This window comes from Actinomyces sp. HMSC08A09, from assembly GCF_001807465.1.
GTDB lineage: Bacteria > Actinomycetota > Actinomycetes > Actinomycetales > Actinomycetaceae > Actinomyces > Actinomyces oris.
This window is the reverse complement of the sequence record NZ_KV789118.1, coordinates 14,031-37,105: the sequence shown is the minus strand read 5'-3', so window position 1 is coordinate 37,105 and position 23,075 is coordinate 14,031. Positions and strand designations below refer to the sequence as shown.

The 23,075-nt window shown below is 67.5% G+C and carries 20 protein-coding genes; 5 read left to right on the top strand and 15 right to left on the bottom strand.

All coding sequences use genetic code 11. The features are described 5' to 3' along the window. Positions 1-225: 225 nt before the first annotated feature. The 8 genes from pafA to HMPREF3165_RS05640 form a co-directional block, all read right to left on the bottom strand. Complete coding sequence (gene pafA / locus HMPREF3165_RS05675; RefSeq protein ID WP_141745020.1) at positions 226-1,665, bottom strand: Pup--protein ligase; 1,440 nt, start codon at positions 1,663-1,665, stop codon at positions 226-228. A gap of 2 nt (positions 1,666-1,667) precedes the next feature. Next, positions 1,668-1,880: a ubiquitin-like protein Pup gene (locus HMPREF3165_RS12840; RefSeq protein ID WP_083303222.1), complete on the bottom strand. Its 213-nt coding sequence runs from the start codon at positions 1,878-1,880 to the stop codon at positions 1,668-1,670. A gap of 59 nt (positions 1,881-1,939) precedes the next feature. Next, positions 1,940-3,619, bottom strand: coding sequence for a proteasome accessory factor PafA2 family protein (locus HMPREF3165_RS05665; protein WP_070511467.1), 1,680 nt, complete (start codon positions 3,617-3,619; stop codon positions 1,940-1,942). Next, complete coding sequence (arc, locus tag HMPREF3165_RS05660; RefSeq protein ID WP_070511465.1) at positions 3,616-5,346, bottom strand: proteasome ATPase; 1,731 nt, start codon at positions 5,344-5,346, stop codon at positions 3,616-3,618. The genes HMPREF3165_RS05665 and arc overlap by 4 nt, the downstream gene beginning before the upstream one ends. Then, positions 5,339-6,430 (bottom strand): tRNA (adenine-N1)-methyltransferase, encoded by a 1,092-nt coding sequence (locus HMPREF3165_RS05655; RefSeq protein ID WP_070511463.1) that lies wholly within the window; start codon positions 6,428-6,430, stop codon positions 5,339-5,341. Before HMPREF3165_RS05655 ends, arc begins: the two co-directional genes overlap by 8 nt. A gap of 29 nt (positions 6,431-6,459) precedes the next feature. Beyond that, positions 6,460-7,254: a family 1 encapsulin nanocompartment shell protein gene (locus HMPREF3165_RS05650; RefSeq protein WP_010615140.1), complete on the bottom strand. Its 795-nt coding sequence runs from the start codon at positions 7,252-7,254 to the stop codon at positions 6,460-6,462. Continuing rightward, entirely contained in the window at positions 7,251-8,390 is a 1,140-nt protein-coding gene (locus HMPREF3165_RS05645) for a Dyp-type peroxidase (RefSeq protein ID WP_070511576.1), read from the bottom strand. Before HMPREF3165_RS05645 ends, HMPREF3165_RS05650 begins: the two co-directional genes overlap by 4 nt. A 160-nt stretch (positions 8,391-8,550) precedes the next feature. Continuing rightward, the gene (locus HMPREF3165_RS05640; RefSeq protein WP_070511574.1) at positions 8,551-9,672 is read right to left on the bottom strand and encodes a CBS domain-containing protein; all 1,122 of its coding nucleotides are present in this window, start codon (positions 9,670-9,672) and stop codon (positions 8,551-8,553) included. 155 nt (positions 9,673-9,827) lie between these two features. Between HMPREF3165_RS05640 and HMPREF3165_RS05635 the strand changes: the two genes are divergently transcribed. The 4 genes from HMPREF3165_RS05635 to HMPREF3165_RS05620 all read left to right on the top strand — a co-directional run bounded on the left by HMPREF3165_RS05635 (position 9,828) and on the right by HMPREF3165_RS05620 (position 13,535). Then, the gene (locus HMPREF3165_RS05635) at positions 9,828-10,757 is read left to right on the top strand and encodes a RecB family exonuclease (protein ID WP_233431527.1); all 930 of its coding nucleotides are present in this window, start codon (positions 9,828-9,830) and stop codon (positions 10,755-10,757) included. Between the two features lie 386 nt (positions 10,758-11,143). After that, positions 11,144-12,229 carry a YeeE/YedE family protein gene (locus HMPREF3165_RS05630; RefSeq protein ID WP_070511461.1) on the top strand — a complete coding sequence of 362 codons (1,086 nt, stop codon included), beginning with the start codon at positions 11,144-11,146 and terminating at the stop codon, positions 12,227-12,229. An 80-nt stretch (positions 12,230-12,309) separates the two neighbouring features. Then, complete coding sequence (locus tag HMPREF3165_RS05625) at positions 12,310-12,531, top strand: sulfurtransferase TusA family protein (RefSeq protein ID WP_010615135.1); 222 nt, start codon at positions 12,310-12,312, stop codon at positions 12,529-12,531. A 23-nt stretch (positions 12,532-12,554) separates the two neighbouring features. Beyond that, positions 12,555-13,535, top strand: a complete 981-nt coding sequence (locus HMPREF3165_RS05620) for an aldo/keto reductase (protein ID WP_029316682.1) — start codon at positions 12,555-12,557, stop codon at positions 13,533-13,535. 38 nt (positions 13,536-13,573) lie between these two features. Here HMPREF3165_RS05620 and HMPREF3165_RS05615 read toward each other — a convergent pair whose 3' ends face one another. From HMPREF3165_RS05615 to HMPREF3165_RS05585, 7 genes are all read right to left on the bottom strand, one after another. Beyond that, a complete protein-coding gene (locus HMPREF3165_RS05615; RefSeq protein WP_070511459.1) occupies positions 13,574-14,332 on the bottom strand; it encodes an iron ABC transporter ATP-binding protein in 759 nt (252 codons plus the stop codon). Continuing rightward, positions 14,329-15,312 (bottom strand): iron chelate uptake ABC transporter family permease subunit, encoded by a 984-nt coding sequence (locus HMPREF3165_RS05610; RefSeq protein WP_141745019.1) that lies wholly within the window; start codon positions 15,310-15,312, stop codon positions 14,329-14,331. The genes HMPREF3165_RS05615 and HMPREF3165_RS05610 overlap by 4 nt, the downstream gene beginning before the upstream one ends. Further along, complete coding sequence (locus tag HMPREF3165_RS05605; protein ID WP_081386042.1) at positions 15,305-16,327, bottom strand: ABC transporter permease; 1,023 nt, start codon at positions 16,325-16,327, stop codon at positions 15,305-15,307. The genes HMPREF3165_RS05610 and HMPREF3165_RS05605 overlap by 8 nt, the downstream gene beginning before the upstream one ends. Continuing rightward, the gene (locus tag HMPREF3165_RS05600; RefSeq protein WP_083303221.1) at positions 16,324-17,415 is read right to left on the bottom strand and encodes a siderophore ABC transporter substrate-binding protein; all 1,092 of its coding nucleotides are present in this window, start codon (positions 17,413-17,415) and stop codon (positions 16,324-16,326) included. The genes HMPREF3165_RS05605 and HMPREF3165_RS05600 overlap by 4 nt, the downstream gene beginning before the upstream one ends. Positions 17,416-17,603: 188 nt before the next feature. Beyond that, complete coding sequence (locus tag HMPREF3165_RS05595) at positions 17,604-17,936, bottom strand: DNA primase (RefSeq protein ID WP_070511455.1); 333 nt, start codon at positions 17,934-17,936, stop codon at positions 17,604-17,606. Positions 17,937-18,007: 71 nt separating this feature from the next. Next, the gene (locus HMPREF3165_RS05590; RefSeq protein ID WP_070511453.1) at positions 18,008-19,108 is read right to left on the bottom strand and encodes an NAD(P)/FAD-dependent oxidoreductase; all 1,101 of its coding nucleotides are present in this window, start codon (positions 19,106-19,108) and stop codon (positions 18,008-18,010) included. A 48-nt stretch (positions 19,109-19,156) separates the two neighbouring features. Then, the gene (locus HMPREF3165_RS05585; protein ID WP_070511568.1) at positions 19,157-21,208 is read right to left on the bottom strand and encodes a M3 family metallopeptidase; all 2,052 of its coding nucleotides are present in this window, start codon (positions 21,206-21,208) and stop codon (positions 19,157-19,159) included. Positions 21,209-21,332: 124 nt separating this feature from the next. On the opposite strand from HMPREF3165_RS05585, the gene HMPREF3165_RS05580 reads away from it, so the two are divergent. After that, the gene (locus HMPREF3165_RS05580) at positions 21,333-23,075 is read left to right on the top strand and encodes a pyruvate dehydrogenase (RefSeq protein ID WP_070511451.1); all 1,743 of its coding nucleotides are present in this window, start codon (positions 21,333-21,335) and stop codon (positions 23,073-23,075) included.

Genomic DNA, 23,075 nt, shown 5'->3' with positions numbered 1-23,075 from the left:
ATCGGTCACTGGGGGAGGCAGTACCGACCGGGCGTGCCTGGACAGCGGGCTGGGCGGGTGCCGGCAAGTCTCCGATCGCAGCCTCCCGCTGGGCCTGCTGAGCACGTTCGAGCGCACGGCGCTGACGCCGCGTCAGGGGCATGCCCGCTTCGGGATCCGGGGAGGGGGTAGTACTCATGTTGCGTCTTCCGTCTGCCACCTTATCAGTGCCGTGAGCCTCACCGTTCACACCCCGATGGGAGGATCGGTTGCCGAACGCCCCATGCTCTCCAGGAGTGCATCGATGCGCTCGTCCACGGCACAAAAGGGATCATTCAGGGTAACAGGTGAGCAGACGCCGTCGTCGAGTCGAACCCCCACCCAGTCGACACTCACATCGCGGCGCAGGTCCTCTGCCCGGGCGACGACCGCGCCCCGCAGACGCGCGCGCGTGGTCGCCGGCGGAGTATCGACCGCCCGGCGGCAGGTCGCTTCGTCAACGAATCGACGCAGGAGCCCAGCGCCCTCCAGCCGCTGCCGCAGTCCCCCACCGGGAGAGACGTCGTGATAGGCCAGGGCCAAGCGCCTCACTCGGGGATCGGTCAGATCGGTGTCGTGCCGCTGGCAGTAGCGGGTCAGCAGCCGGTGCTTGACCGCCCAGTCCAGCTCCTTGTCCACGAGCTCGGGCTGCTGCAGGCGCAGGGCCTGGAGTCCTCGTTCCCACAGATCCAGTGCGGCTTCGTGGAGAGCGGTGACCTCGACGCCCTGCGCGACGTGGTCGCGCAGACGCCCGAGGTGCTCTGCCTGCACCTCCAACGGCGTGATGGTCCGCCCGTCCGACCGTTCCAGGAGCACCCCTCCACTCATGTCATGGCAGGTGTCGCGAATGGCCCTCATGGGATCGGCCAGGGCCAGGTCGCCGAGCTCTCCCCCGTGCTCCAGGTAGTCAAGGAGCAGGTCCATGGCCGCCACCTTGAGCAGGGTGGACCCCTGAGCGATGTTGGAGTCCCCGACGATGACGTGCATGCGCCGGTAGCGCTCGGCATCGGCATGCGGTTCGTCCCGGGTGTTGATAAGCGGCCTGGCACGGGTCGTGGCTGAGGAGACGGCGTCCCACATCTGGTCAGCCCGCTGGGAGAAGACGTAGCCCCTCAGCCCGGCGGCGGCGCGCCGAGTGTCCCCGTCTGCAGCGATGTGGCCGGCGCCGACGAGGATCTGCCGGGTCACCAGATGGGGTACGAGAGTGCGCGCGTCGTTCCAGAAGTCTCCACGACGGCGCACGAGGTAGTTCTCGTGGCACCCGAAGCCGTTGCCCTCGGCATCACGGTTGTTCTTCAGCAGGTGGATCCGCCCGGGAACACCCGTTGCGGCCAGACGCGCATTGGCCTGCTCGGCCAGATCGGCCATGACGAGCTCACCGGCGCGGTCTTGAGCGAGCACGTCCTCCAGGCGATCGCACTCAGCGGTGGCGAACTCGGGGTGGGAGCCCACGTCCAGGTAGAGGCGAGCACCCCCGCGAGTGAAGACGTTCGAGGAGCGCGAGCGCTGGACCACGGGATCGAAGAGCTCACGGGCGGCGTGGTCGGCGTCCATGGGAGGAGGGCCGTCGGTGGTGGGGGCGCAGGTGATGCCGTACTCGGTCTCCACCCCGATGATGCGCCGCGCCAAGGGCCGTGAGCCGCTCATGCTCACTGGCCGCCCTTCTGGACGAAGCCCTGGACGAAGGCCGCGGCGTTGGTCTCGATGACCGAGTCGATCTCATCGAGGATGCTGTCGACGTCACTGGTCTGCCCGGCCGACGACGTCCCGGTACTGATCTGCTGCTCAGTGTCCGCTGAGGTGGTCTCGACACCGTCGCGGCGGACCTGTCCATGGGATTGACTGGTGTGCTGCGGCGTCATGCGTTGCTCCTTCACTCGTCCTGCTCAGCGGTGCACTGCTGGTGAGCGCACTGTGAGGCTCAGTGTCTCTCAGGTGCCGCCCGGCGACCAATTTCCTCCAGGATGGTCGCCGTCTCATCGGGGCCGACGACCACGTCGTCGGGCAGGCGCAGACGCGCCAGGGCGGGGGTGCCCGGCACGTCGAGGAGGAGGCAGGTCCAGGAGGCCCCCACGATCTGCCGGTGACGGCGGATGGCGGTTCCCCGGACGGCGGCGCGCGTTCCCTCGGGAGGCGTGTCGGCCGCACGCTGGATCTCCGCGTCAGTGACTAGCCGATGGATTCTGCCGGCGGCGTCGAGCTTATCGACGACGGATCGTCCCGGTCGTAGGTCGGCCCACTGGATGTCGAGAGCGGCCAGGCGGGGATCGTCCCAGCCGGTTCCCGACCTGCGGCGCAGTCCCTCACAGAGCTCGTACTTGGCGACCCACTCCACCATCTGGGCGGCCGGCCCGGATCCGTCGTGGCGCCACTGCTCCAGGGCGTCGAGGACCTGCCTCCACAGGGCCAGGGCGCGATGGGCCTGAGCGTCCTCCACACGGGTGACGGCAGGGCTGACGGCGTCGAGGATGGCGCGCTGAACCTCCAGGGCGGTCATGGCCCCGGCCTGGGTTCGCAGCTCGTGTGACAGGGAGGGGTCGTGGGAGAGCGCCCAGTGCTCCTCCACGGGGTCGCCGATGATGGCCAGGTCCTTGAGGCGGGCCAGAGCCTCCTTGAACCGGCCGGAGCCCTCGGTGTACGCCTGCTCCAGGAACCAGACAAGCAGGTCGGTGGTGGCGACCTTGAGGTAGATGGGAACGTCGAAGCGGTTGGCGTCACCGTTGATGACGTGAAGCCTGCGCCAGCGGGCATTGTCGGCGTGCGGTTCGTCGCGGGTGTTGATGATGGGGCGGTTGAACGTGGTCTGCAGGCCGATCTCGGACTCGACATAGTCGGCGCGCTGGCTGACCTGGAATCCGGGGCGCTCACTGCGCTGCCCGATCCCGACCCGGCCGGCACCGGCGATGACGGGCCTGGTGACGAGGAAGGGGGTCAGGACCGCGGCCAGCTCCTCGAAGGGCACATCGCGCCGCACAAGGTAGTTCTCGTGGGAGCCGTAGGCGGCGCCTTTGCCATCCACGTTGTTCTTGTACAGGACGATCTCCGCCGGTGTCCCATCCCGATCGCCCTCGTCACCCAGGGCCGTCATGGCGCGCCGGGCGACCACCTCACCGGCGCGGTCCCAGATCAGGGCGTCGCGGGGTGTGAGGACCTCGGGTGAGGAGTACTCGGGGTGGGCGTGGTCGACGTAGAAGCGGGCGCCATTGACCAGGACCGCAGTGGTGGCCCGGGGCAGCGCCGCCTCGGCGGCACTGGGGCGGGCGCGCGACCCCCAGGGGGCCGGCGGAGGGTCTGCCGTCTCCCCCGCATCGGCCGACGGTGCGTCGCCCGAGGGCGCTGGGCGAGCAGGGTCGTCGGTGAGCTGGCTGGGGTGGGCGGCGGAGCGCCTGAGCCTGCCGCCGCGTAGGTCGGCCAGGGGGTCCTCGCCCTCGTAGTCCCACCGTACGGTGGGCACGCCGGCGCCGGCGCAGTAAGCCTCCACCACGCGGGTGGACAGGACCACGGGGTTGGCGTAGGCGTCGCCCGGGCGCAGGACCCCGAACTCGGTCTCCAGACCGACGGGTCGCGTCACCGGACCGGGCTGAAAGCCAACATCGTTCATGTGCTCTCCTTGCCGAGTCTGCGCACGCTGAGGATCTGCGAGGTGCGGGTGCCGATGAGCCGGGCCCACCCCTCGGGGGTGGTCGCGCCGGTGATCTCCTCGTTCTGCCGCGCCTCGGTCTCGACGGCCGAGCGGAGCCTGGCTGCACTCAGCCCGCCCGCTCCCCCGGCGAGCTCGTCCTTGATGGAGGCGGTCTTGGCGCGCGAGACGATGGCGGCCAGCATGGCGCCGCTGGTCAGGTCGGCCAGGTGAAGGACGCGGGTGGAGGCGCCACTGACCGTATGGGCCTCGGTGATCTCCAGGACGGCGGTGGCCTCGTTGCGGGCGTAGAGGGCCTCAACGACGACTCGGCGCAAGGAGGCGGCGGTGGCCTCGCGGTCTCCCCCGTGGGCGGCGAGCTCGGCCGGATCCAGGGGGAGGTTCGCGGTGAGGTGCCGGGCGAGGATCTCCTCGGCAGCGGCCGCATCGGGCCGGTTGATGCGGATCTTCACGTCCAGGCGCCCGGGACGCAGGATGGCGGGATCGATCATGTCCTCGCGATTGGAGGCCCCGATGATGACGACGTTGCGCAGGGACTCCACGCCGTCGATCTCCGCCAGGACCTGGGGCACGATCATGGTCTCGACGTCGGAGGACACGCCGGTGCCACGGGTGCGGAAGAGGGCCTCCATCTCATCGAAGAAGATGACCACCGGCCGGTCCTCGGCGGCGGCCTTGCGGGCCTGGTCGAAGATGGCGCGAATCTGGCGCTCGGTCTCGCCGACGAACTTGCTCAGAAGCTCAGGACCCTTGATGTTGAGGAACGCGGGCGGGCGTCCCGTGCTGCCCGAGGCGCTGGGCGAATCAGCCAGCGAGGTGGCCACGGCCTTGGCGATGAGGGTCTTGCCGCAGCCGGGCGGGCCGTAGAGCAGCAGCCCCTTGGGTGCGCGCAAACCGTAGGCGTGGAACAGCTCGGGGTGGGTGAAGGGCAGCTCGAGGGCATCGCGGATCTGCTCGATCTGCGGTCCCAGGCCACCGATGTCCGCCCAGGAGACATCGGGTGTCTCGGCCACGACCAGCTGCTCGACGCTGGTGCGCTCGATGAGAGCCGTGGCGACGTCGGCGCGCAGGTCGGCGGCCAGGGTGTCACCGGGCTTGATCCCCTCAGCGGTCCCGGCGATGCGGCCAAGAGCCGAGGACAGGGTGAGGATCCGGGTGCCTCCTGCGCCGGTGGTCACCAGGACCCGGGCGTCATCGAGCCTCTCCTCGAGGGTGACGGCCTCACCGGTGCAGGGCTCGGGGAGGGTGGCGACGACGAGCATCTGGTCGTTGACGGCCACGCGCCGCCCGACCTGCAGCTCGGTGTCATCGACGCCGGGGTGGACGTGCAGGAGCATTTGGCGGCCCGACAGGCTCACGGCGACCTCGCGGGGCTGGGCTGCGTCGGCGGCATCGGCGGCATCGACGGCATCGACGGCATCGCCAGTGTCACCTGCGGCACCCTTCGTGCGGGGAAGGCCGGTGAGCAGTCCCAGGGTGACCGGGGGGTGGGTGACGGCATCGAGCTGTTGGCCGAGCTCGGCGATACGCTCGCGGGCGGTGCCCAGAGCGGTCACCAGGCGCTCGTTCTTGGCCGCCAGGCTGACGGCCCGGGCGCGGGCCTCACGCAGCTGGTGGCTGGTGAAGTCCTTGGCGGGCATCCCCAGTGGCTGGGGTGTGCCGGCGTCGGCGGCAGTCGTCTCAGACATGGTTGGCGCCGTCCTGGCTGTCGTCCGCGCTCCCGCTGAGAACGGGTGTGGCGTCGGAGGGCTGCTTGGCCCGGCAGTCTCGCAGAACGCGGCGGACCTTCTTGTCCGTGCTGGTGCGCTCCTTGACGTCGTCGGGCAGCCAGTAGCCGCCCTCGTCGTAGGCGCCGCGGGCGGGCGGGCGCTTGCGGGTCAAGGGCCGGGAGCCTGCGGCCAGGCGACGAGCGGTCAGCAGGAAGCCGGTGTGCGCCACCATGCGGTGGTCGGGGCGCACGGCGAGCCCGTCGATATTCCAGGTGCGCACCATGGACTCCCAGGACTCCGGCTCGGTGAACAAGCCACTGTGACGCAGGGCCTCCACGGTGCGGGAGAGCTGGGTGACGGTGGCCACGTAGGCCAGGAAGAGCCCGCCCGGGGCCAGGGCTTGGGAGGCGGCCTCGACGTTCTCCCAGGGGGCGAGCATGTCCAGGACCACCCGGTCGATGCTGCCGGGTTCCACCTGGGCGGCAACGACGTCGGCGAAGTCCCCGGTGCGCAGCTCCCAGGCGGGATGGTGGCGGCCGAACCAGGCGTCGACGTTGGAGGCGGCGATCTGGGCGAAGTCCTCACGGCGCTCGATGGACAGCAGGTGGCCGCCCTCTCCGATGGCGGAGAGCAGGTTCATGGTCAGTGCGCCGGAGCCGACGCCGGCCTCCAGGACGCGGGCGCCGGGGAAGATGTCCCCCATGGCGATGACCTGACCGGAGTCCTTGGGGTAGACCACCTGGGCGCCGCGGGGCATGGACAGGACGTAGTCGGCCAGGAGCGGGCGCAGCAGGAGCAGCTCGTGGCCGGTGTCGGTCTCGATGACGCTGCCCTCGTCCATGCCGACGACGTCTCGGTGGTGGAAGGAGCCGCGCACGGACTGGAAGTAGCCGTGAGGGTCGAGCAGGAAGGTGTTCTTGCGGCCCTTGGTGTCGGTGACCTGGATGCGTTCGCCGTAGCGGAAGGGGCCCCGGCGACCGGCCTGCCCCAGGTTCTCCTGGGGGGCGGGGCGCTGGGAGGACTCCGTGGGTGAGTTCACCGTGTGCTCAGTCTGCTCGCTCATCAGGGCGAGTGTAGGACCGGTGTGCGACCTCAGTGCGTCAGCACGACACTCGCCTCAGAGGTGTACGGGAGGAATGTGAGCGTCTCTTGGAGATAGAGCTCAATCGACTCGGCATCGTGTGAGAGATATCCGATGGAGAGGTCCTGGCCGAGGTGCAGCTCGTAGTCGCCGCCCCGCGTGCTCAGCAGGACAGCTCCCTGGATGGCGGGAGCCCACAGGACCTCACCTTCCAAGAGACGATCGATGTGCTTGCGAATGGGGTAACCGTCATCAGTGGTCTCCGCAACGGCGGTCCACAGCTCGGCGGAGAGCAGGAGGGCGTAGGGGCCTTCAACTCCAGCGAGGCGGAGCTCCTTGAGGGCAGCAGCAACGGCGTCAGGAAGATCCTTCGGCTGTGGGAGCGATACGGCAGGGTTGGAGCTTGAGGGAACCAGTCCCTCGATGCCTGCGCTCGCCAGCCCGTCGAAGACAATGCCGTCCTCGGCCCTGGCGATCTGAGCAACGGCGTCCTTCACAGGCTGCCAGTCGGAGTCCTGGGCTCCGCGGTCGACGGCGTCGACGGCCTCGCGGCTGACCCGGAAGGGAACCCTCAGCTCGACGATCTGGCGGACCTGACGCTGGTGGGCCTGGACGCCTTCGAAGGGGGTGTCCACACATACCTGGTGACCGGTGCGTACTGCCGCGAGTTCCTCTCCGTCGGGTCCAACGACGTCGACGACGCGTCGTCCAGCGATCCAGCGGATGAAGGTGCGCCGCGCCTCTTGGTCGATCTCACCCCACGCAGCCTCGGAGATGGGGGCCAGCTGACGATGCAGATTGTTCATACTCGGCCTTTCAGGTTTCCGATCCCGAGGGATCCATCGGACGGTGCGGCAGTGGAACCCGCACCATTGCTGTGGTCATCTGGTGTCTGGTCACGCGGCGCCTCAGACGATGCGTTGAACCCTAGGTCCTTGGCGGCGCTCAGCTCAGTGGCGGGCTGGGTCGGGTCCTGCGGTCCCGGCTCAGGTCGGACAGAAGGCCTCGCGTACTGGTCGGCGTCGTCGAGGAAGGCGGCCGGCGGAGCGAAGAAGAGACATCCTGTCAGAGGCGTGGAGAAATCAAGGATGCGGTCGTAGTTGCCCTCGGGCTCCCCCAGGAACATACGCCGGAGCATGAGCTCAGTGACGCGTGGGTCTGCTGCGTAGCTCATGAAGAACGTGCCCTGCTCCCCAGAGGCCTCACCGAAGGCCAGATTGTCACGCACGATCTGGAGCTCGTTACCGTCGGCGTCCTCAATGGTGTTCATGGTGACGTGGCTGTTGGTGGGCTGCTCATCATCGGGGAGCTGGGTGTCATCGAGCTTGGTGCGACCGATGACGCGTTCCTGCTCCTCGACACTCAATGAGTCCCAAGCGGTGAGGTTGTGGACGTACTTCTGCTCAATGATGTAGCTGCCGCCCGCCCACGCGCCCTCGTTGATGAGCGCCGCGGCAACGGCCGCCTGCCCCCGCGGACTCTCAGTACCGTCGACGAAGCCCAGAGGGTCCCGATTATCGAGGTAGCGGAAGGCGTGAACCTCATCGTAGGTACTGACCGCAGGGCCCAGTCGGCGCATGATCTGGCGCGCCAGCTCGAAGCACATGTCGAGAGTTGAGGCGCGCAGGTGGAAGAACAGGTCTCCCGGCGTCGAGGGGGCACTGTGCCTTCCTCCCTGAAGTGCCTCAAAATCGTGCAGGTACTCGGGACGAGGTACGTCGAAGAGACGATCCCACATGCCTGCCCCAATACCGACGACGCAGCTGAGCATCGTCTCGGGGTAACGGAAACCCACAGCCCGGGTCAGCCCGGACACAGCAGTCAGCAGATCGATGACGACGGACTCGCCCCCGCTCCGTACAGTCACCGTGAGGAAGATCGATGCCTTGGCCGGCGCAGCCAGAATCTCTTGAGAGAGGTCCTGAGGGTTGACGTCGCTCATGGTTTCACCTTCAAAGATGACGTTGATACCGATGCCCGGAGGCATTTCATCCTAGGTGAAAGGTTAGCATCCGCAGTGGTGTTGGAACCGGTGAGCATCATGTTCCGGTGACCTGGTCGGGCGGTTTGGTCGTCGTGGTCACCTCAGTTACCGCTGCCTCTCAGCGCGCGCCGGTAGGGACCGCGCCGGCCAGGCTCCCCGCCTCCACGAGCACCAGCCAGCGGGAGACCTCCCGGGCTCGTTTCATGGCATCGGCGGCCTCCTGGCCGGTCAGGTCGGTGGTCACCGCCGCGGCCGGCAGCACCGTGCAAATCTGCCTGGCGCTCACCCCGAGCGTGGGGGTCGAGCCTGCTGCGTCCGACAGCCCGAGCTCCTTGAGGGCGGCCGCATCGATCGTGCCCACCAGCTCGGGCCCATCAGTCACGAGGACGAGTGCGGCTCCTTGCGCCAGCGCTTCACGCACCTGGGACACAGGCGTGTCGGGTCCGACGACGTGCAGGGGCCTGGCCAGCTCGCGCAGGTCCAGCTTCGAGGCGGCCCTGGCTCCTCCCCCGAGCTCGAGAACCTGCCAGCTGGAGGCCACGATCGACCAACCCACCATGAGAACCAGGATGAGGTTGAAGGCGTCGGGCTGGCGACCGTCAAGCACGAGTGGGCGCAGGATCCACCACCACACGACACCGCCGACCACCGCCAGCCCGCCCCAGCCGGCCACTTTGAGACCGAGTCTCCGGTTGCCGGTCACCTGGACCACGAGCGCGGCCAGTGCGTAGCCGCCGTCGAGGGGAAGACCCGGCAGGGCATTGAAAATGGCCAGGGCCAGGTTGACCAGGGTCACGGCCCATATGGTGAAGGCGACGGGAACCGGCAGACTGACGGAGTTCTGCACCCACGTTCCGATGCCCCAGATGAGCAGGTTGGTGGCCGGTCCTGACAGGGAGGTGACCAGGTCCTTCCACGCGGTCCACTCGCGTGCCGGCCCGAAGGATGTTCGCCCGCCCCACAGGTAGAGCTCGTAACGGGTGGGTCGCCTGCCCATGAGAGTTCCGAACAGCCCGTGGGCCAGCTCATGCAGCAGCACCGAGGCCGCAACACCCAGGACCGTGGAGACCACCACCAGCAGCACCGTTGTGGTGCCGAAACCACCCAGGGCCGAGGAGACCAGCGGGTACCAGCTGCCGGCGATGAGCAGGCCGAGCAGGAGAGAGGTCGGCGAGATGACGACGGGGGCACCGCCGACGCGGGCGATCACCCACTCGCCGGTCGATGTGGAGGCAGGCATGGGCGCGAGCCTAACGCCGTCGGCAGCCGGGAGCCGCATCCACTCGGCGGCCACAGCCGCGGATGTCTCTCCCCGCGGGTGCGGCCTGTGGAGGAAGACCGCGCCCTCCGGCCAGATCCGACGCCGCGTCACCTCCTCGCGGTAGCGTCGTCCCCATGCCCCACGAGCCGCTCACCGCATCCAGCTCATCGCCTCAGACCGGCGTCAGGCCCACCGGTCCGGGTGCCAGTGGCCGTCCGGGAGCGGGCGCGGGCGGCGGACGCCGCGCGGCCCTGTCCCCCTCTCGGGCCAAGGACTTCATGCAGTGCCCGCTCATGTTCCGTCTGCGCACGGTCGACCGCCTTCCCGAGCCCGGTTCGCTGGCGACGCACAAGGGCACCGTGGTCCACGGCGTACTGGAGCGTCTCTACGATCTTCCGGCCTCGGAACGCCTCCCACAGGCGGCCCTCGAGCTCCTGCCCAGCCAGTGGGCATCCCACCGCGAGAAGAACCCGGAGGTCATGGACCTGTTCGAGGACGCCGACCACGTGGAGACCTGGCTGGAGGAGGCCCGCAGACTCATTCGCACCTACTTCACCCTGGAGAACCCCCAGCGCCTGGAGCCGGCCGAGCGCGAGCTCTTCGTCCAGACTGAGACCGGAGACGGCCTGCTCCTGCGAGGCTTCGTGGACCGTCTGGACGTGGCACCCGACGGCGCCATGAGAGTGGTCGACTACAAGACCGGGCGCAGCCCCGGCACGCGTTTCATGGAGGAGGCGCTGTTCCAGATGCGCTTCTACGCGCTGGTGCTGTGGCGCCTGCGCGGGCGGGCGCCGGCCCGTCTCCAGCTGGTCTATCTCAAGGACGGACGGGTCCTGACTCACGATCCTCGCCTGGCCGAGCTGGAACGCACCGAGACGCGCCTGGCGCACCTGTGGGACGAGGTCGAGGACTGCGCTCGCAACGGCTCCTTCCATCCCCGCCGCTCCCGGCTGTGCGACTGGTGCGCCTTCCAGGCCCAGTGCCCGCTCTTCGGCGGCACCACACCGCAGGTGCCCGATGACGGGATCGCCCGCCTCCTGACCGCACGCCGCACCGCTGCCTGATCTTGGCCATTGTTCAGGAATTGCCACGGCCAGAGGCCGTCGATTACAGTCCATGACGGCTGACAACCGTCGCCACGCACTTCCCAGATCCCCATGGAGAAGCACATGAACGTCGTCCAGGCCCACGCAGCCCGCACCGCCTCGCGCGGAGCCGGCATGTGTATGCGCTGCCTGGTTCGGGCGTTCTGAGGCGGTCTCAGACAGATCGTTCTCCCCGGCTCCCGGCGCCCCTGAGACGGCGCCCCATCAGCCACGTCCAGCCAGGCCTCCACCTCACTCCCCCACCGGATGACGTGGCCTGTCTCTGTCTTTCCACCTGTGCTGCGTCACCGGTCCCCACACAGGCTGCTTGCACCTGACAGCAGCAGCCGGACAAGGACCGCACCGTGCCGTCACCCACCATCCTCACTGGGCTCATCGTTGGAGCCGTCCTCGGTTTCATCCTCCAACGGGGCCGTTTCTGCATCACCGGCGCCTTCCGGGACCTGTGGGTCTCCCGCTCCTGGCGCTGGTTCACAGCCTTCCTGCTGGCCATCGCCGTTCAGGCGGTCGGAGTCACCGTCCTGACCTCAGCAGGCTCCATCACCCCTGAGATCCCCAAGCTGTCGGTGGTTGCCACCGTTGTCGGCTCCTTCCTGTTCGGAGTCGGGATCGTCCTGGCCGGCGGCTGCGCCACCGGGACCTACTACCGCGCCGGCGAGGGCCTGGTCGGTTCCTGGTTCGCGCTCGTGGCCTATGCCACCACGGCGGCCGCGTCGAAGACGGGACTCCTGTCGGGGGTGACGAGCTGGGTCAAAGGACTGTGGGTCACCAACCTGACCACCATCCCGGCCACCATCGGTCTGCCGAGCTGGGGCGGCGTCGTCATCCTGGCCGCCGTCACCGGGCTCGTTGTGCACCGCTTCATCGTTCTGGAGCGCAGCCGTCCCGCTCAGATCCAGCTGCCCGCCCAGCGCACGGGCCTGGCTCACCTGCTGCTGGAGAAGCAGTGGAACCCTCTGGCCACCGGATTCCTCGTGGGCGTCGTCGCCGTCATCGCCTGGCCCACATCCTGGGCCTCGGGGCGCCCGGACGGGCTGGGGATCACGACGCCGTCGTCGAACCTGGTGAACCTCATCGTCACCGGGGACGTCGAGCGACTTGACTGGGGTGTGCTCCTGGTCCTGGGCATCCTGCTCGGCTCCTACCTCGCTGCCAAGGCCTCTGGCGAGTTCCGCGTCCGCGTGCCCAGCGCCCAGGTCATCCAGCGCTCCATCGCCGGCGGTGTCCTCATGGGGATCGGCGCCGCCTGGGCCGGTGGCTGCTCCATCGGCAACGCCCTGGTGCAGACCTCACTCCTGTCCTGGCAGGGCTGGATCGCACTGGTCTTCCAGGTGCTGGGGGTCGGGGTGGCCGCCTGGTTCCTCCTCATCCGTCCCCGGCAGCGTCGTCGCGCCGAGCGGGCGGGCTCACGCGTGCCCGCCACCGTCTGAGGCCTCGCCAGAACCCCCGCAACCATCTCGCTGCCCCAACCGCCCCCGAACCCTCATCACATCGCTTCAAGGAGTCACTCATGCGCACTGTTCTGGAGACCACCGGGCAGGTCTGCCCCTTCCCCGTCATCGAGGCCGAAGAGGCCATGGAGGAGCTCAGCGTCGGCGACGAGCTCGTCATCGGCTTCGACTGCACCCAGGGGACTCAGACACTGCCGGCTTGGGCCGCCGACAACGGCTACACCGTCACCGAGTTCGAGCGCACCGGCGACGCGGCCTGGACCATCACCGTACGCAAGTAGGTCGAGCCGCTACGGTTAGGCCTATGGAGCACAGGAGACTCGGCCGGACCGGCCTGCGTGTGTCCTCCGTGGGCCTGGGCACGATGACCTGGGGCCGGGACACCGATGAGCTCGAGGCCAAGGAACAGCTCGACATCTTCCTCGATGCCGGGGGCACGCTCGTGGACACCGCCGCCTCCTACGGCGAGGGCGTCAGCGAGGAGGTGATCGGCATGCTCCTGCGCGAGCACGTGGATCGCCAGGACCTCGTCCTGGTCTCCAAGGCCGGTGTGCGCACCTGGCGAACCGGGGAGCGGTCCTCGGTGGCTGACGCCTCCCGCGGCTCGCTGCTGGACACGCTCGACACCAGCCTGGCCCGCCTGGGCACCGATCACCTGGACCTCCTGCTGGTCCAGGTGCCCGATTCCAGCACCTCCCTGGAGGAGACGGCCCACGCACTGAGCCTGGCCGTCTCCTCCGGGCGCACCCGGTACGTGGGCATCGCCAACCACCCCGCGTGGGCTTCGGTGCGCATACATGATCTGCTCAGCGAGTGCGGCCGGGGTCCGGGGCTGGCGGCCGTCGAGGTGGAGCACTCACTGCTCTCCCGAGGTATCGAGCGCGAGCTGCGGCCCGCCTCGCAGGCCCTGGGCTTCGGCATCCTCGGCTACGCCCCCCTGGGTCGGGGCGTGCTCACCGGCAAGTACCGGGCGACGATTCCACCGGACTCACGGGCCGCCTCCCCGCACCTGCGCTCCTACGTGTCCCCCTACCTGGGCGAGGCGCACCGGGGTGTGGTTGAGGCCGTGGCCACTGCCGCCTCGGGCCTGGACCGTAAGCCGGCCGAGGTCGCACTTGCCTGGGCCCGCGATGCCCCCGGGATCGCCTCAACCATTGTGGGTGCCCGCACTCCGGCTCAGCTCCAGGGCGTGCTGTCGGCAGACGACCTGGAGCTTCCGGTCCAGATCCGACACGCCTTGGACGAGGTCACCTCCGTCCAGCTCGGCTACCCCGAGCGCTTCTAAAGCTCCCGGCGCTGCTGTGAAGCGGCCCCTGGCGAGTATCAGCCCCAGACGAGGGCGATGCGCCTGCCGTCGATCTCATGGACCGGTACATCCATACCGAAGACCTCACTCAGACACTCCCGGGTCATGGTCTCCTCGGGGGTTCCTTGAAGGACGACTCGGCCCTCACGCATGGCGACGATCCGGTCCGACCATGCGGCAGCCATATTGATGTCATGCATGACAACGACGACCGTGCGCTCGAGCTCGTGGGCGGCAGCGCGTAGACGACGCATCATGGCCACCGAGTGGACCATGTCCAGGTTGTTGAGGGGCTCGTCCAGGAGCATGTAGGGAGTCTCCTGGGCCAGCACCATGGCGACGAAGGCCCGCTGGCGCTGCCCACCGGACATCTCATCGAGGTAGCGGTCGGCCAACTCTGTCAGGTCCATCCACTCCAGGGCCTGGTCGACGATCGTCTCATCGTGCTCGGTGGGGCGTCCCCGATTGTGCGGATAGCGGCCAAATCCCACGAGGTCACGCACAGTCAGTCGCACGGCGAGATGGTTGTCCTGCTTGAGGACGGACAGAACGGTGGCGAGCTGGCGCCCCGGGGCGGTGGCGACGTTCAGACCACCGACTTCCACCGTGCCGGCGTCGGCTCCCAGGAGTCTGGCGATCACGGACAACAGCGTGGACTTACCGGCCCCGTTGGCACCAACCAGCCCGATAACTCCGCCGGCCGGCAGGTCAAGGTCGACGTCGGAGAGCACCTGACGCTCACCGTAGGACTTGGCAAGGCTACGAACTGCGATCATGAACGTCTCCTGGAGCTGATGAGGAGGGCGATGAGGGTGAGCCCGCCGAGGAACTCGATGATGACGGACAGGACGTTGTCGGCATCCAGGACATGAGCCAGCACTGTCTGTCCGGTCACGAGGACGAGCATGGCGACGAGTGCCGCCATGGGCACGGTGACCACGTGGCGGTTGGTACCGGCGGCCCAGTAGGCCAGGTGGGCAACGAGGAGGCCCAGGAACATGATCGGCCCGACCAGGGCCGTGGACACGGATACCAGCACGGCCACCATGACCATCACGCGCCGGCTGATACGACGGTGATCGACTCCGAGTGCGGTGGCGATGTCGGGCCCGAGAGCCACGACATCGAGCGCCCGCAGCTCCCGGATCGCCAGAATTGACACCGCGGCGGTCAGGATCAGCGAGAGTACCAGCAGATCGAGGTTGATCGAGCCGAAGGAGGCGAAGAGCCGGTCCTGAAGGATGAGGAAGTCATTGGGATCCAGGAGCCGCTGGATGAAGGTGGTCCCAGAGCGCAGGAAGGTTCCCAGCACGATGCCCAGCAGCACCAGAGTGGTCACCGAGCGCCTGGCACTGAGCACGGCCCCCATGAGCGCCGCGGACACACCGATCATCACCAGAAGCGTCAGGACGAAAGCACCCAGGTCCGGCAGCGAGGAGAGTCCCGCCGCCCCCAGCACGAGAAGAAGAACCACCTGCAGCAGGGCGTAGAGCGCATCCAGACCGAGCACGGAGGGCGTGAGGATCCGGTTGCCGGTGACCGTCTGGAACATGACGGTGGACACGCCACTGGCCCATCCCACACACAGCATCGCCCCGAGGGAGGGCAGCCGGTAGGGCAGGACCAGAAGCGGGTCGAAGGCGTTGATGACCAGGAAGACGCCGCTGGCCACCAGCACCAGGAGCAGGACGACCACCAGGCGGAGGATGGAACGCCGGTTCTCCCGGCGACGACGTCCGGACAGCACGTCAGCCACGTTCCACACCTCGCAGGATGAGCACGGTGAAGACGCCGGCGCCGACGACCCCCATGATGACGGACAGCGGAACCTCGTAGGGGTAGCGGACCACACGTCCGACGACGTCGCACCCCAGCGTCAGAACAGCACCACCGACGGCAATGATCGGAAGACTCCGGCGCAGATTGTCCCCCATGAGCCGGGAGACGATGTTGGGTACCACGAGCCCGAGGAACGGCAGGCTCCCGACCACGACGACGCTGACCGCCGTCATGACGGCTGCGGCCATGATCGTGAGGTTGATGGTGCGGTGATAGCTCAGCCCGAGCCCGGTGGCCGTCTCCGCCCCAAGGCTCGCCACAGTGAGGCGGTCGGCGGCGAGATAGAGCAGCAGGACGATGAGCGCCACCAGCCAGAGCAGCTCATAGCGGCCGGCCAGCACCCGGGACAGGTCGCCGGCCGTCCAGGAACCTAGTGACTGCAGCAGGTCGTAGCGCCAGGCCACGAAGGTGGTACCCGCTCCGACCACGCCACCGAGCATGAGGCCGATCAGGGGGACCGTGACGTCATCGGACGTGCGCCGGTGGGGCAGCAGTCGCAGGAGCCACAGGAAGACTGCCGAGCCCGCTACCGCGCATGCCGAGGCCACCAGCATCTTCGCCAGAACACTGGTGCCCGGTGCGAAGAGAGCCACAAGCAGCAGCCCGACGACGGCGAACTGAGTCGTGCCTGCCGTGGTCGGGGACACGAAACGGTTGCGCACACTCATCTGCATGACGGCGCCCGCCACAGCGATGCCCGAACCGGCGAGCACGGCCGCCAGGGTGCGCGGCACTCTCGAGACCATGAAGAGGCGCATGGAGCGGCCCTGCGAACCGGTGCGAACCAGATCCACCGGATCGAAGTCTGCCACTCCGATACACACCGACACGAGTCCCAGGACGAGCAGAAGCAGAAGACCACCGACCAGGAGCGACAGGCCCGACCGTCGTGGCCTGTGTCCCCAGGCCGCAACGGGGTTCCTGGGGCTCATGCGGACAAATCGCCCTTGATCTCCTTGGCCATGCGCAGACTGACTCCGAATCCGGCGCCCAGGAGGTACCAGTCGGGGCCGTCAAGGTAGTAGACCTTGTTGTTCTTCCAGGCATTGGTGGCGGTGACCAGCTCGTTGTCGAGAATCTCCTTGGCCGAGGAGCCCTCTTGCCCGATGGTGGCGTCGCGGTCCAGGACGAAGAGGACATCAGGGTTGGCCTGCCCGATGAACTCGAAGGAGACGGCCTCGCCGTGGGTCGCCGCCTCGATGTTCTCAACAGCGGGGGTAACACCGAACTCGTCAAAGATGACGTCAAAGCGGGAGCCCTTGCCGAAGGCACTCACTTTGCCACCGGTGGTGAGAAGGCACAGGCCCTTGCCGGCGTTCTTGGCCACCGTGGCCACCTGAGCGGCAGCATCGGTGAACTCCTTGACCTTGGCCTGCGCCGCGCTCTTCTTTCCGAAGATCGAGCCGAAGATCGTGGAGTGGCTGGTGAGGATCTCCGTCATCGACGCAGAGGGCTCGTTCTTCTTGCCCTTGTCCCCGTTACCGCCCTGGCCACCCTGATCGGGGCTCGCGGCCGCCGTCGCACTCGCACCCTGCGGCTTGACAGTCATGTCAATGGTGGTGAACTTGCTTGAGAAGTCCTCATAGGACTTGGCGGTCCGGTTCGCCACGATCACCAGGTCCGGCCCGACCTCGGCGATGGCCTCCTGCTTGGGCTCCTTGAGGCCGCCCATATCCTTGTACTTATCGTCCTGGAACTGGGACAGGGACTTGGGCAGGTTGCCACCGGTCTTGGGGATGCCGACGACGAGGTCGGCCAGGCCCAGTGCGGCCATGGAGTCCAGGACACCGTAGTCGAGAACGACGACGCGCTGGGGCGCCGCCTTGATCGTGGTCTCCCCTTGGGCATGCTTCACGGTGACCGGGTACGTCACCGCCTCTGCGCTCGATCCGGCAGAGGCGGCGCCGGCCCCAGTGCCTGACGAGCTCGAGGACTTCGAACCACAGGCGGACAGAGCCAGCAGACCGGCTGTGGCCGCGGTCGTGGAGAGCAGCTGACGGCGGGACGGAGACATGGGCATCAGGATTCCTATCTTCGTGGGCGACAACCGAGTACGGGTCACAGGCACACAACTACTGAGGGAAGGCTTACCTACCGTATTTAACCGTATCATACCCAGGACAAAGCGGTGGGGCCCACGCAGTTCGCGTGGGCCCCACCGCCGAGAGATGGGCTGAGGAACGTCGTCCGTCCAGTCAGGGACCTCAGTCAGTCCTCGTCGTCGTAGTCCTCATCATCCTCATCATCGTCATCATCGCTGTCGTCGTAGTCGTCGTCATCCTCGTCGTACTCGCCGTCGTCGTAGTCCTCATCATCGTCATCGTCGTCCTCATCGTCGCCATCGGAGTCGAAGGCCTCGAAGGGGAGCTCGATGCCGTATGCGGTGAACAGCGAGTCGTCGTAGGTGAAGAAGGCGTCCTGGAGGGCGTTCTCGGCCGCGACCACGGCCGGGGAGAGCTCGTCACCGGTCGCGGCAGCATCCAGGTGCGCCTCGAAGGCGGCAATGAGTCGGTTGAGTGCGGACCGCGGATCGTTCGTCATGTGGGACACACTACCGGCTATCCCCCGCGCAGCGCACAGGCGAACGGCGTTGCCCGGCCACGTCGACCCGATCAGGCCTCCGACTCGACTCCCAGCTCCTGACGGATGAAGCCCAGGAAGAGGTCCTCTCCCTTGATCTTGCTGGTCTCCTCGGGGCCGACGACCACGCGCACACCGTCGCGCAGGATCTGGGAGGCACCGCCGTCGGGCCCCAGGGGCAGGATGATCCGCTCGGTCCCGGGCGTGTAGGTCGCGGAGGGCTCGCGGCCCGCGATCATGTCGGCGATGTTGCTGGCGACCACTCGGGCATGGGCGCGGGCGGCGTCGGCGCGCTTGGACTCGCGCACGTCGGTGATGTCTCCGATGGCCCAGACACCGGGGTGGTCCACCACGCGCAGGTACTCGTCGACGCGGATCGTGCCGTCGTAGTGGCGCACCTCGTCATAGTCCTCGCTGAGGAATCCGGTGGCGGCCGCCGAGCCGTAGGCACGGAACCACATGTCGGCCTCGAGCTGGCGCCCGCCCTGGGTGGTGACCCGGAAGGGCGAGAGCACGCCGACGTCGACCGGGGGCAGGAAGCTGAGGGAGTCACCGGTGAGGATCTCCACTCCGCGCTGGGTGAGCTGGTCGGCGATGGCCTCACGAATCTCCGGCTTGTAGTCACCGGCGGGCAGAATCCTGTCGGCGGCCTCCAGCATGGTCACCTTGACCTGTGGGAAGGCCGAGGTGATCTCACCGGCCAGCTCGATGCCGACGGCGCCGGCGCCCAAGATGAGCACTCGCGAGGACAGCTCGAGGTTGGAGTGGACGCGCTCGATACGGGCCTTGGCGATCACGGAGGAGGACTCCATGTGCTTGGCGGGGAAGGGGTAGGCGGTCCCGGTGGCCAGCACCAGGTAGTCGGCCTCGATCTGCCCGTGACCGGAGACCTCGACGGTGGTGCCTCGCACGGTCAGCGCCGTTCCGTGAACGACGCGCCCGTTGGTGAGGAGCTTGTCGTAGGGCAGGAAGATCTTCTCCGCCCAGTCACGGTCGACCGCAGCGCGCAGCGCCGCGGCGTGGCTGACGAAGGTGTCCTTCTGCTCCACGAGGGTGACCTCGGCGACGTCGTCGAGGGCCTTGGCGGCGGTGATGCCACCGTATCCACCGCCGACGATGGTGACGCGAGCCATATTGTGTTCCTTCCGGTGATGAGAGGGTGAAGAAGCGAACTGCGCCCGTCAGGCAAGTCCGCGACGTTGAAGAAGAGGCAGGATGCCGGGTTCACGCCCGGTGAAGGCCCGATAGGAGACCAGGGGGTCTCGACAGTCGCCGCGGGAGAGGAACTCGCGACGGAAGATCTCTCCAGCCCGACGATTCAGGCCGAGGTCGCCGTCGATCGCGCCGTCAGTGGTGAACCACTCGATGGCATCGGCGTCCATGACCTCGCTCCAGATGTAGGCGTAGTAGGCGGCGCTGTAGCCCCCGGCGAAGACGTGGGAGAAGTAGGTGGAGCGGTAGCGGGGAGGCACGAGCGCGTCATCGACTCCGGCCTGGGCCAGGGCCCGGTGCTCGAAGTCCTCCACCTCGGCAACGTCTCCGGGGACCTCGTCGGGGGCCAGGGTGTGCCAGGCCTGGTCGAGCAGAGCCGCCCCCAAGTACTCGGTGGTGGCGTAGCCCTGGCCGAAGGTGCCCTGGCCGCGCAGCTGCTCGGCGAGGTCGGAGGGCATGGGCTCGCCGGTGTCCACGTGGCGCGCGTAGGAGGACAGCACCTCAGGGTGAAGCGCCCACTTCTCGTTGACCTGGCTGGGGAACTCGACGACGTCGCGGGGCACGGCCGTTCCGGAGGCCGAGGGGTAGCGGGCCTGGGAGAACAGGGCATGCAGAGCGTGCCCGAACTCGTGGAAGCACGTAACGACCTCATCCCAGGTCAGCAGGACCCGGCCGGAGGTGGGCTGCTCGATATTGCAACAGTTGATGACGACCGGCTTGCGGCCGGAGAGCGTTGAGCCGGTGACGAGGCTGTCCATCCAGGCGCCGCCGGACTTGCCCGCCCGGGCGTAGTAGTCGCCGACGAACAGACCCAGGACCGGCGCCTGGGCGTCCTCACCGTCGCGCACCTCCCAGACCTTCACGCCCGGGGCGTACATGTGCTCGGCCAGGTCCTCGCGCTCGTGGAAGGTGATGCCGTAGAGGCGGTTAGCGGCGTAGAAGACCCCCTTGGTGACCACGCTCCACAGCTCCAGGTAGGGGGCCAGCACCTCGTCGTCGACGCCGAAGCGCTCCTTGCGCTCAGCGGCCTCGTAGAGGGGCCAGTCGGCGGGCCCGAAGGTCTCACCGGCCTGGGTCTGCGGGTCCAGGTCCATGCGGGCGGCGTAGACCTGAGCGTCAGCGCGGGCGTTGTCCATGGCCGGCGTAGTGAGCCGGGCGAGCAGCTCTGAGACCGCCTCGGTGGTGCGGGCGGCCGACTCCGCGGCCACGAGGGCGGCGTGGTGCGGGAAGCCCAGGAGGACGGCCCGCTCGGCGCGCAGCCGGGCGAGTTCCAGAACGATGCCGCGGGTGTCGCCGAAGGCGCCCTGCTCCCCCAGCCCTCGGCTCATGGAGGTCTCCAGCAGGGCGAGCCTGGCGCCGTGGGGCCGGGTGGTGGCCAGGGCCGGCGGCACCGTGACATTCGTGACCCCGGCGGTATGCATGGCCTCGGTGACCAGGACGGAGAAGCGCATCTTGAGCGCGTTGACGCGGGCGTTGATCTCCTTGAGCGCCTGCGTATCTGCTTCGTCCAGGCCGACGCCGTTACGTTCGAACTCCTCGACGGTCAGGCGGATGAGGCGGGCGGCCTCAGCACCGATGACGGCGCCGTCGGCATCGCGCGCAGCCTGCCCCTCAGGGGCTTGGGACACGAGCTCGTCGAGCGCCTTGAAGCGTCGGTAGAGACGGGAGTCGAGGTGATAGGCATCGGAGTGGGCCGCCAGCTCGGGGGCCAGGGCCTCCTCAAGCTCATCGAGGTCCGGGCAGTCGGTGGCCGAGGTCAGAGCGTCCAACACCGTCAGCGCCCGCTCCAATAGCTCACCGGATCGCTCCAACGCGTCGACGGTGTTGGCGATCGTGGGTGCCTCCTCGTTGGTGGCGATCGCCTCCCACTCCTGGCGCTCGGCAGCCATCCCGGCGCGGATGGCCGGTTCAATGTCGGCGTGGTCCACGGCCGTGAAGCCGGGCAGGCCGAGATCGAGGGGCCATGGCTTGGCGAAGACGTTCGACTCCGGGAGGTCGGTGCCGTCGGTGGTCTCGCTCATGGGCCCATCGTGCCATGCACTGATGGTCTTCTCGTTCACAACAGGCCATCAATTCTAGGACTATGGTCGCACTGGGCGTAGCCTGATGGGGTCACTCGAATCCAGGATCTCCAGGGAGAGACGCATGAATGTCGCAGAACAGCTCGTGGCCCAGCTCGTCGATGCCGGTGTCCGCAGGATATATGGCATCGTAGGAGACTCCCTCAATCCGATCGTCGACGCCGTCCGTAAGACTGGCGGTTCCGCCAAGGGTGGGATCGACTGGGTCCATGTACGCCATGAGGAGGCCGCCGCCTTCGCTGCTGCGGCTGAGGCGCAGCTGACCGGCGAGCTCTCCGTGTGCGCCGGCTCCTGCGGTCCGGGCAACCTTCACCTGATTAACGGCCTATACGACGCACAGCGCTCGGGCGCCCCGGTGCTGGCGATCGCCTCGCACATCCCCAGCGTCCAGATTGGCCAGTCCTACTTCCAGGAGACCCACCCGGATCGTCTGTTCAACGAGTGCTCGGTCTACTCAGAGCTCATCTCCACCCCCAAGCAGGCCCCTCGTGTCGTCAACGCCGCAATCCGCCACGCTGTCAGCCTGAGCGGCGTGAGCGTGATCTCATTGCCGGGAGATGTCTCCGACGAGAAGGCCACTGCCGCCATCCCCGAGTATTCCAAGGCCAGACCGGCCACCCTGTCACCCAACCCTGCAGACGTGGCCGAGGTGTCCGCCTTACTCAACAAATCTCGGAAGGTGGCGATTTTCGCCGGTGCCGGCGTCAAGGGCGCTCATGACGAAGTCATCGCACTGGCCGACCTGCTCAAAGCACCGATCGGTCATTCGTTGCGCGGCAAGGACTTCATCCAGTATGACAATCCCTACGACGTCGGTATGACGGGCCTTCTGGGATACGGGGCCGCCGCCGAGGGAATGAAGGATGCCGACGTACTGCTCCTACTGGGAACCGACTTCCCTTACGATCAGTTCCTACCGGACACCGTGACGGTCCAGGTGGACAATCACGCTGAGAAGCTGGGGCGGCGCACCGACGTCTCTCACCCGATTCACTCAGACGTCATCCCGTTCATCGAAGCTCTCATTCCGCATATTAAGAAACGCCGCTCCGACGCTTTTCTCAAGGCTCAGCTCAAGAAGCATGCCAAGATCATGAAGGCACCCATTGGCGCCTATACGCGCAAGGCGGACAGGATCAAACCCATTCCCCCCGAGTATGCCGCCCACGTGCTCAACGAGGTCGCCGCCAGGGACGCGATCTTCACTGCGGACACCGGAATGTGCAACGTGTGGACCGCACGCTACATCGACCCGCTGGGTACGCGCCGTCTCATCGGCTCCTTCCTGCACGGATCCATGGCAAACGCTCTCCCCCATGCCATCGGCGCACAGGTCTCCCACCCCCATCGCCAGGTGATCTCCGTGTCCGGCGACGGCGGCCTGTCCATGCTCATGGGAGAACTCGTGACCGCCCGTATGCACAACCTGCCGATCAAGGTCGTGGTCTTCAACAACTCGACCCTGGGTATGGTGAAGCTCGAGATGTTGGTCAATGGTCTGCCCGACTTCGGAACTGATGTCCACGACGTCAACTACGCCGGAGTAGCACAGTCGATCGGTTTCCATGCCGAACGCGTTGACGATCCACGAGACTTGCGCAGAGCTTTTCAGAAGGCCTTCGACTTCAATGGCCCAGCACTGGTCGAGGTCATCACCGACCCCAACGCTCTGTCGCTTCCTCCAGAGATCACGGGTGAGCAACTGATCGGCTTCGCCACAGCAATGAGCAAGATCGTCCTTAATCGAGGTGCGGGTGAGGCCGTGAGCATGGCGACATCGAACATGCGTAACATTCCCCGCTTCTAG

What these genes read in the sequence shown, in the direction of transcription:
- pafA (WP_141745020.1), bottom strand. Translation starts at nt 1,665, where the DNA reads ATGAGCGGCTCACGGCCCTTGGCGCGGCGCATCATCGGGGTGGAGACC.
- HMPREF3165_RS12840 (WP_083303222.1), bottom strand. Translation starts at nt 1,880, where the DNA reads ATGACGCCGCAGCACACCAGTCAATCCCATGGACAGGTCCGCCGCGAC.
- HMPREF3165_RS05665 (WP_070511467.1), bottom strand. Translation starts at nt 3,619, where the DNA reads ATGAACGATGTTGGCTTTCAGCCCGGTCCGGTGACGCGACCCGTCGGT.
- arc (WP_070511465.1), bottom strand. Translation starts at nt 5,346, where the DNA reads ATGTCTGAGACGACTGCCGCCGACGCCGGCACACCCCAGCCACTGGGG.
- HMPREF3165_RS05655 (WP_070511463.1), bottom strand. Translation starts at nt 6,430, where the DNA reads ATGAGCGAGCAGACTGAGCACACGGTGAACTCACCCACGGAGTCCTCC.
- HMPREF3165_RS05650 (WP_010615140.1), bottom strand. Translation starts at nt 7,254, where the DNA reads ATGAACAATCTGCATCGTCAGCTGGCCCCCATCTCCGAGGCTGCGTGG.
- HMPREF3165_RS05645 (WP_070511576.1), bottom strand. Translation starts at nt 8,390, where the DNA reads ATGAGCGACGTCAACCCTCAGGACCTCTCTCAAGAGATTCTGGCTGCG.
- HMPREF3165_RS05640 (WP_070511574.1), bottom strand. Translation starts at nt 9,672, where the DNA reads ATGCCTGCCTCCACATCGACCGGCGAGTGGGTGATCGCCCGCGTCGGC.
- HMPREF3165_RS05635 (WP_233431527.1), top strand. Translation starts at nt 9,828, where the DNA reads ATGCCCCACGAGCCGCTCACCGCATCCAGCTCATCGCCTCAGACCGGC.
- HMPREF3165_RS05625 (WP_010615135.1), top strand. Translation starts at nt 12,310, where the DNA reads ATGCGCACTGTTCTGGAGACCACCGGGCAGGTCTGCCCCTTCCCCGTC.
- HMPREF3165_RS05620 (WP_029316682.1), top strand. Translation starts at nt 12,555, where the DNA reads ATGGAGCACAGGAGACTCGGCCGGACCGGCCTGCGTGTGTCCTCCGTG.
- HMPREF3165_RS05615 (WP_070511459.1), bottom strand. Translation starts at nt 14,332, where the DNA reads ATGATCGCAGTTCGTAGCCTTGCCAAGTCCTACGGTGAGCGTCAGGTG.
- HMPREF3165_RS05605 (WP_081386042.1), bottom strand. Translation starts at nt 16,327, where the DNA reads ATGAGCCCCAGGAACCCCGTTGCGGCCTGGGGACACAGGCCACGACGG.
- HMPREF3165_RS05600 (WP_083303221.1), bottom strand. Translation starts at nt 17,415, where the DNA reads ATGCCCATGTCTCCGTCCCGCCGTCAGCTGCTCTCCACGACCGCGGCC.
- HMPREF3165_RS05595 (WP_070511455.1), bottom strand. Translation starts at nt 17,936, where the DNA reads ATGACGAACGATCCGCGGTCCGCACTCAACCGACTCATTGCCGCCTTC.
- HMPREF3165_RS05590 (WP_070511453.1), bottom strand. Translation starts at nt 19,108, where the DNA reads ATGGCTCGCGTCACCATCGTCGGCGGTGGATACGGTGGCATCACCGCC.
- HMPREF3165_RS05585 (WP_070511568.1), bottom strand. Translation starts at nt 21,208, where the DNA reads ATGAGCGAGACCACCGACGGCACCGACCTCCCGGAGTCGAACGTCTTC.
- HMPREF3165_RS05580 (WP_070511451.1), top strand. Translation starts at nt 21,333, where the DNA reads ATGAATGTCGCAGAACAGCTCGTGGCCCAGCTCGTCGATGCCGGTGTC.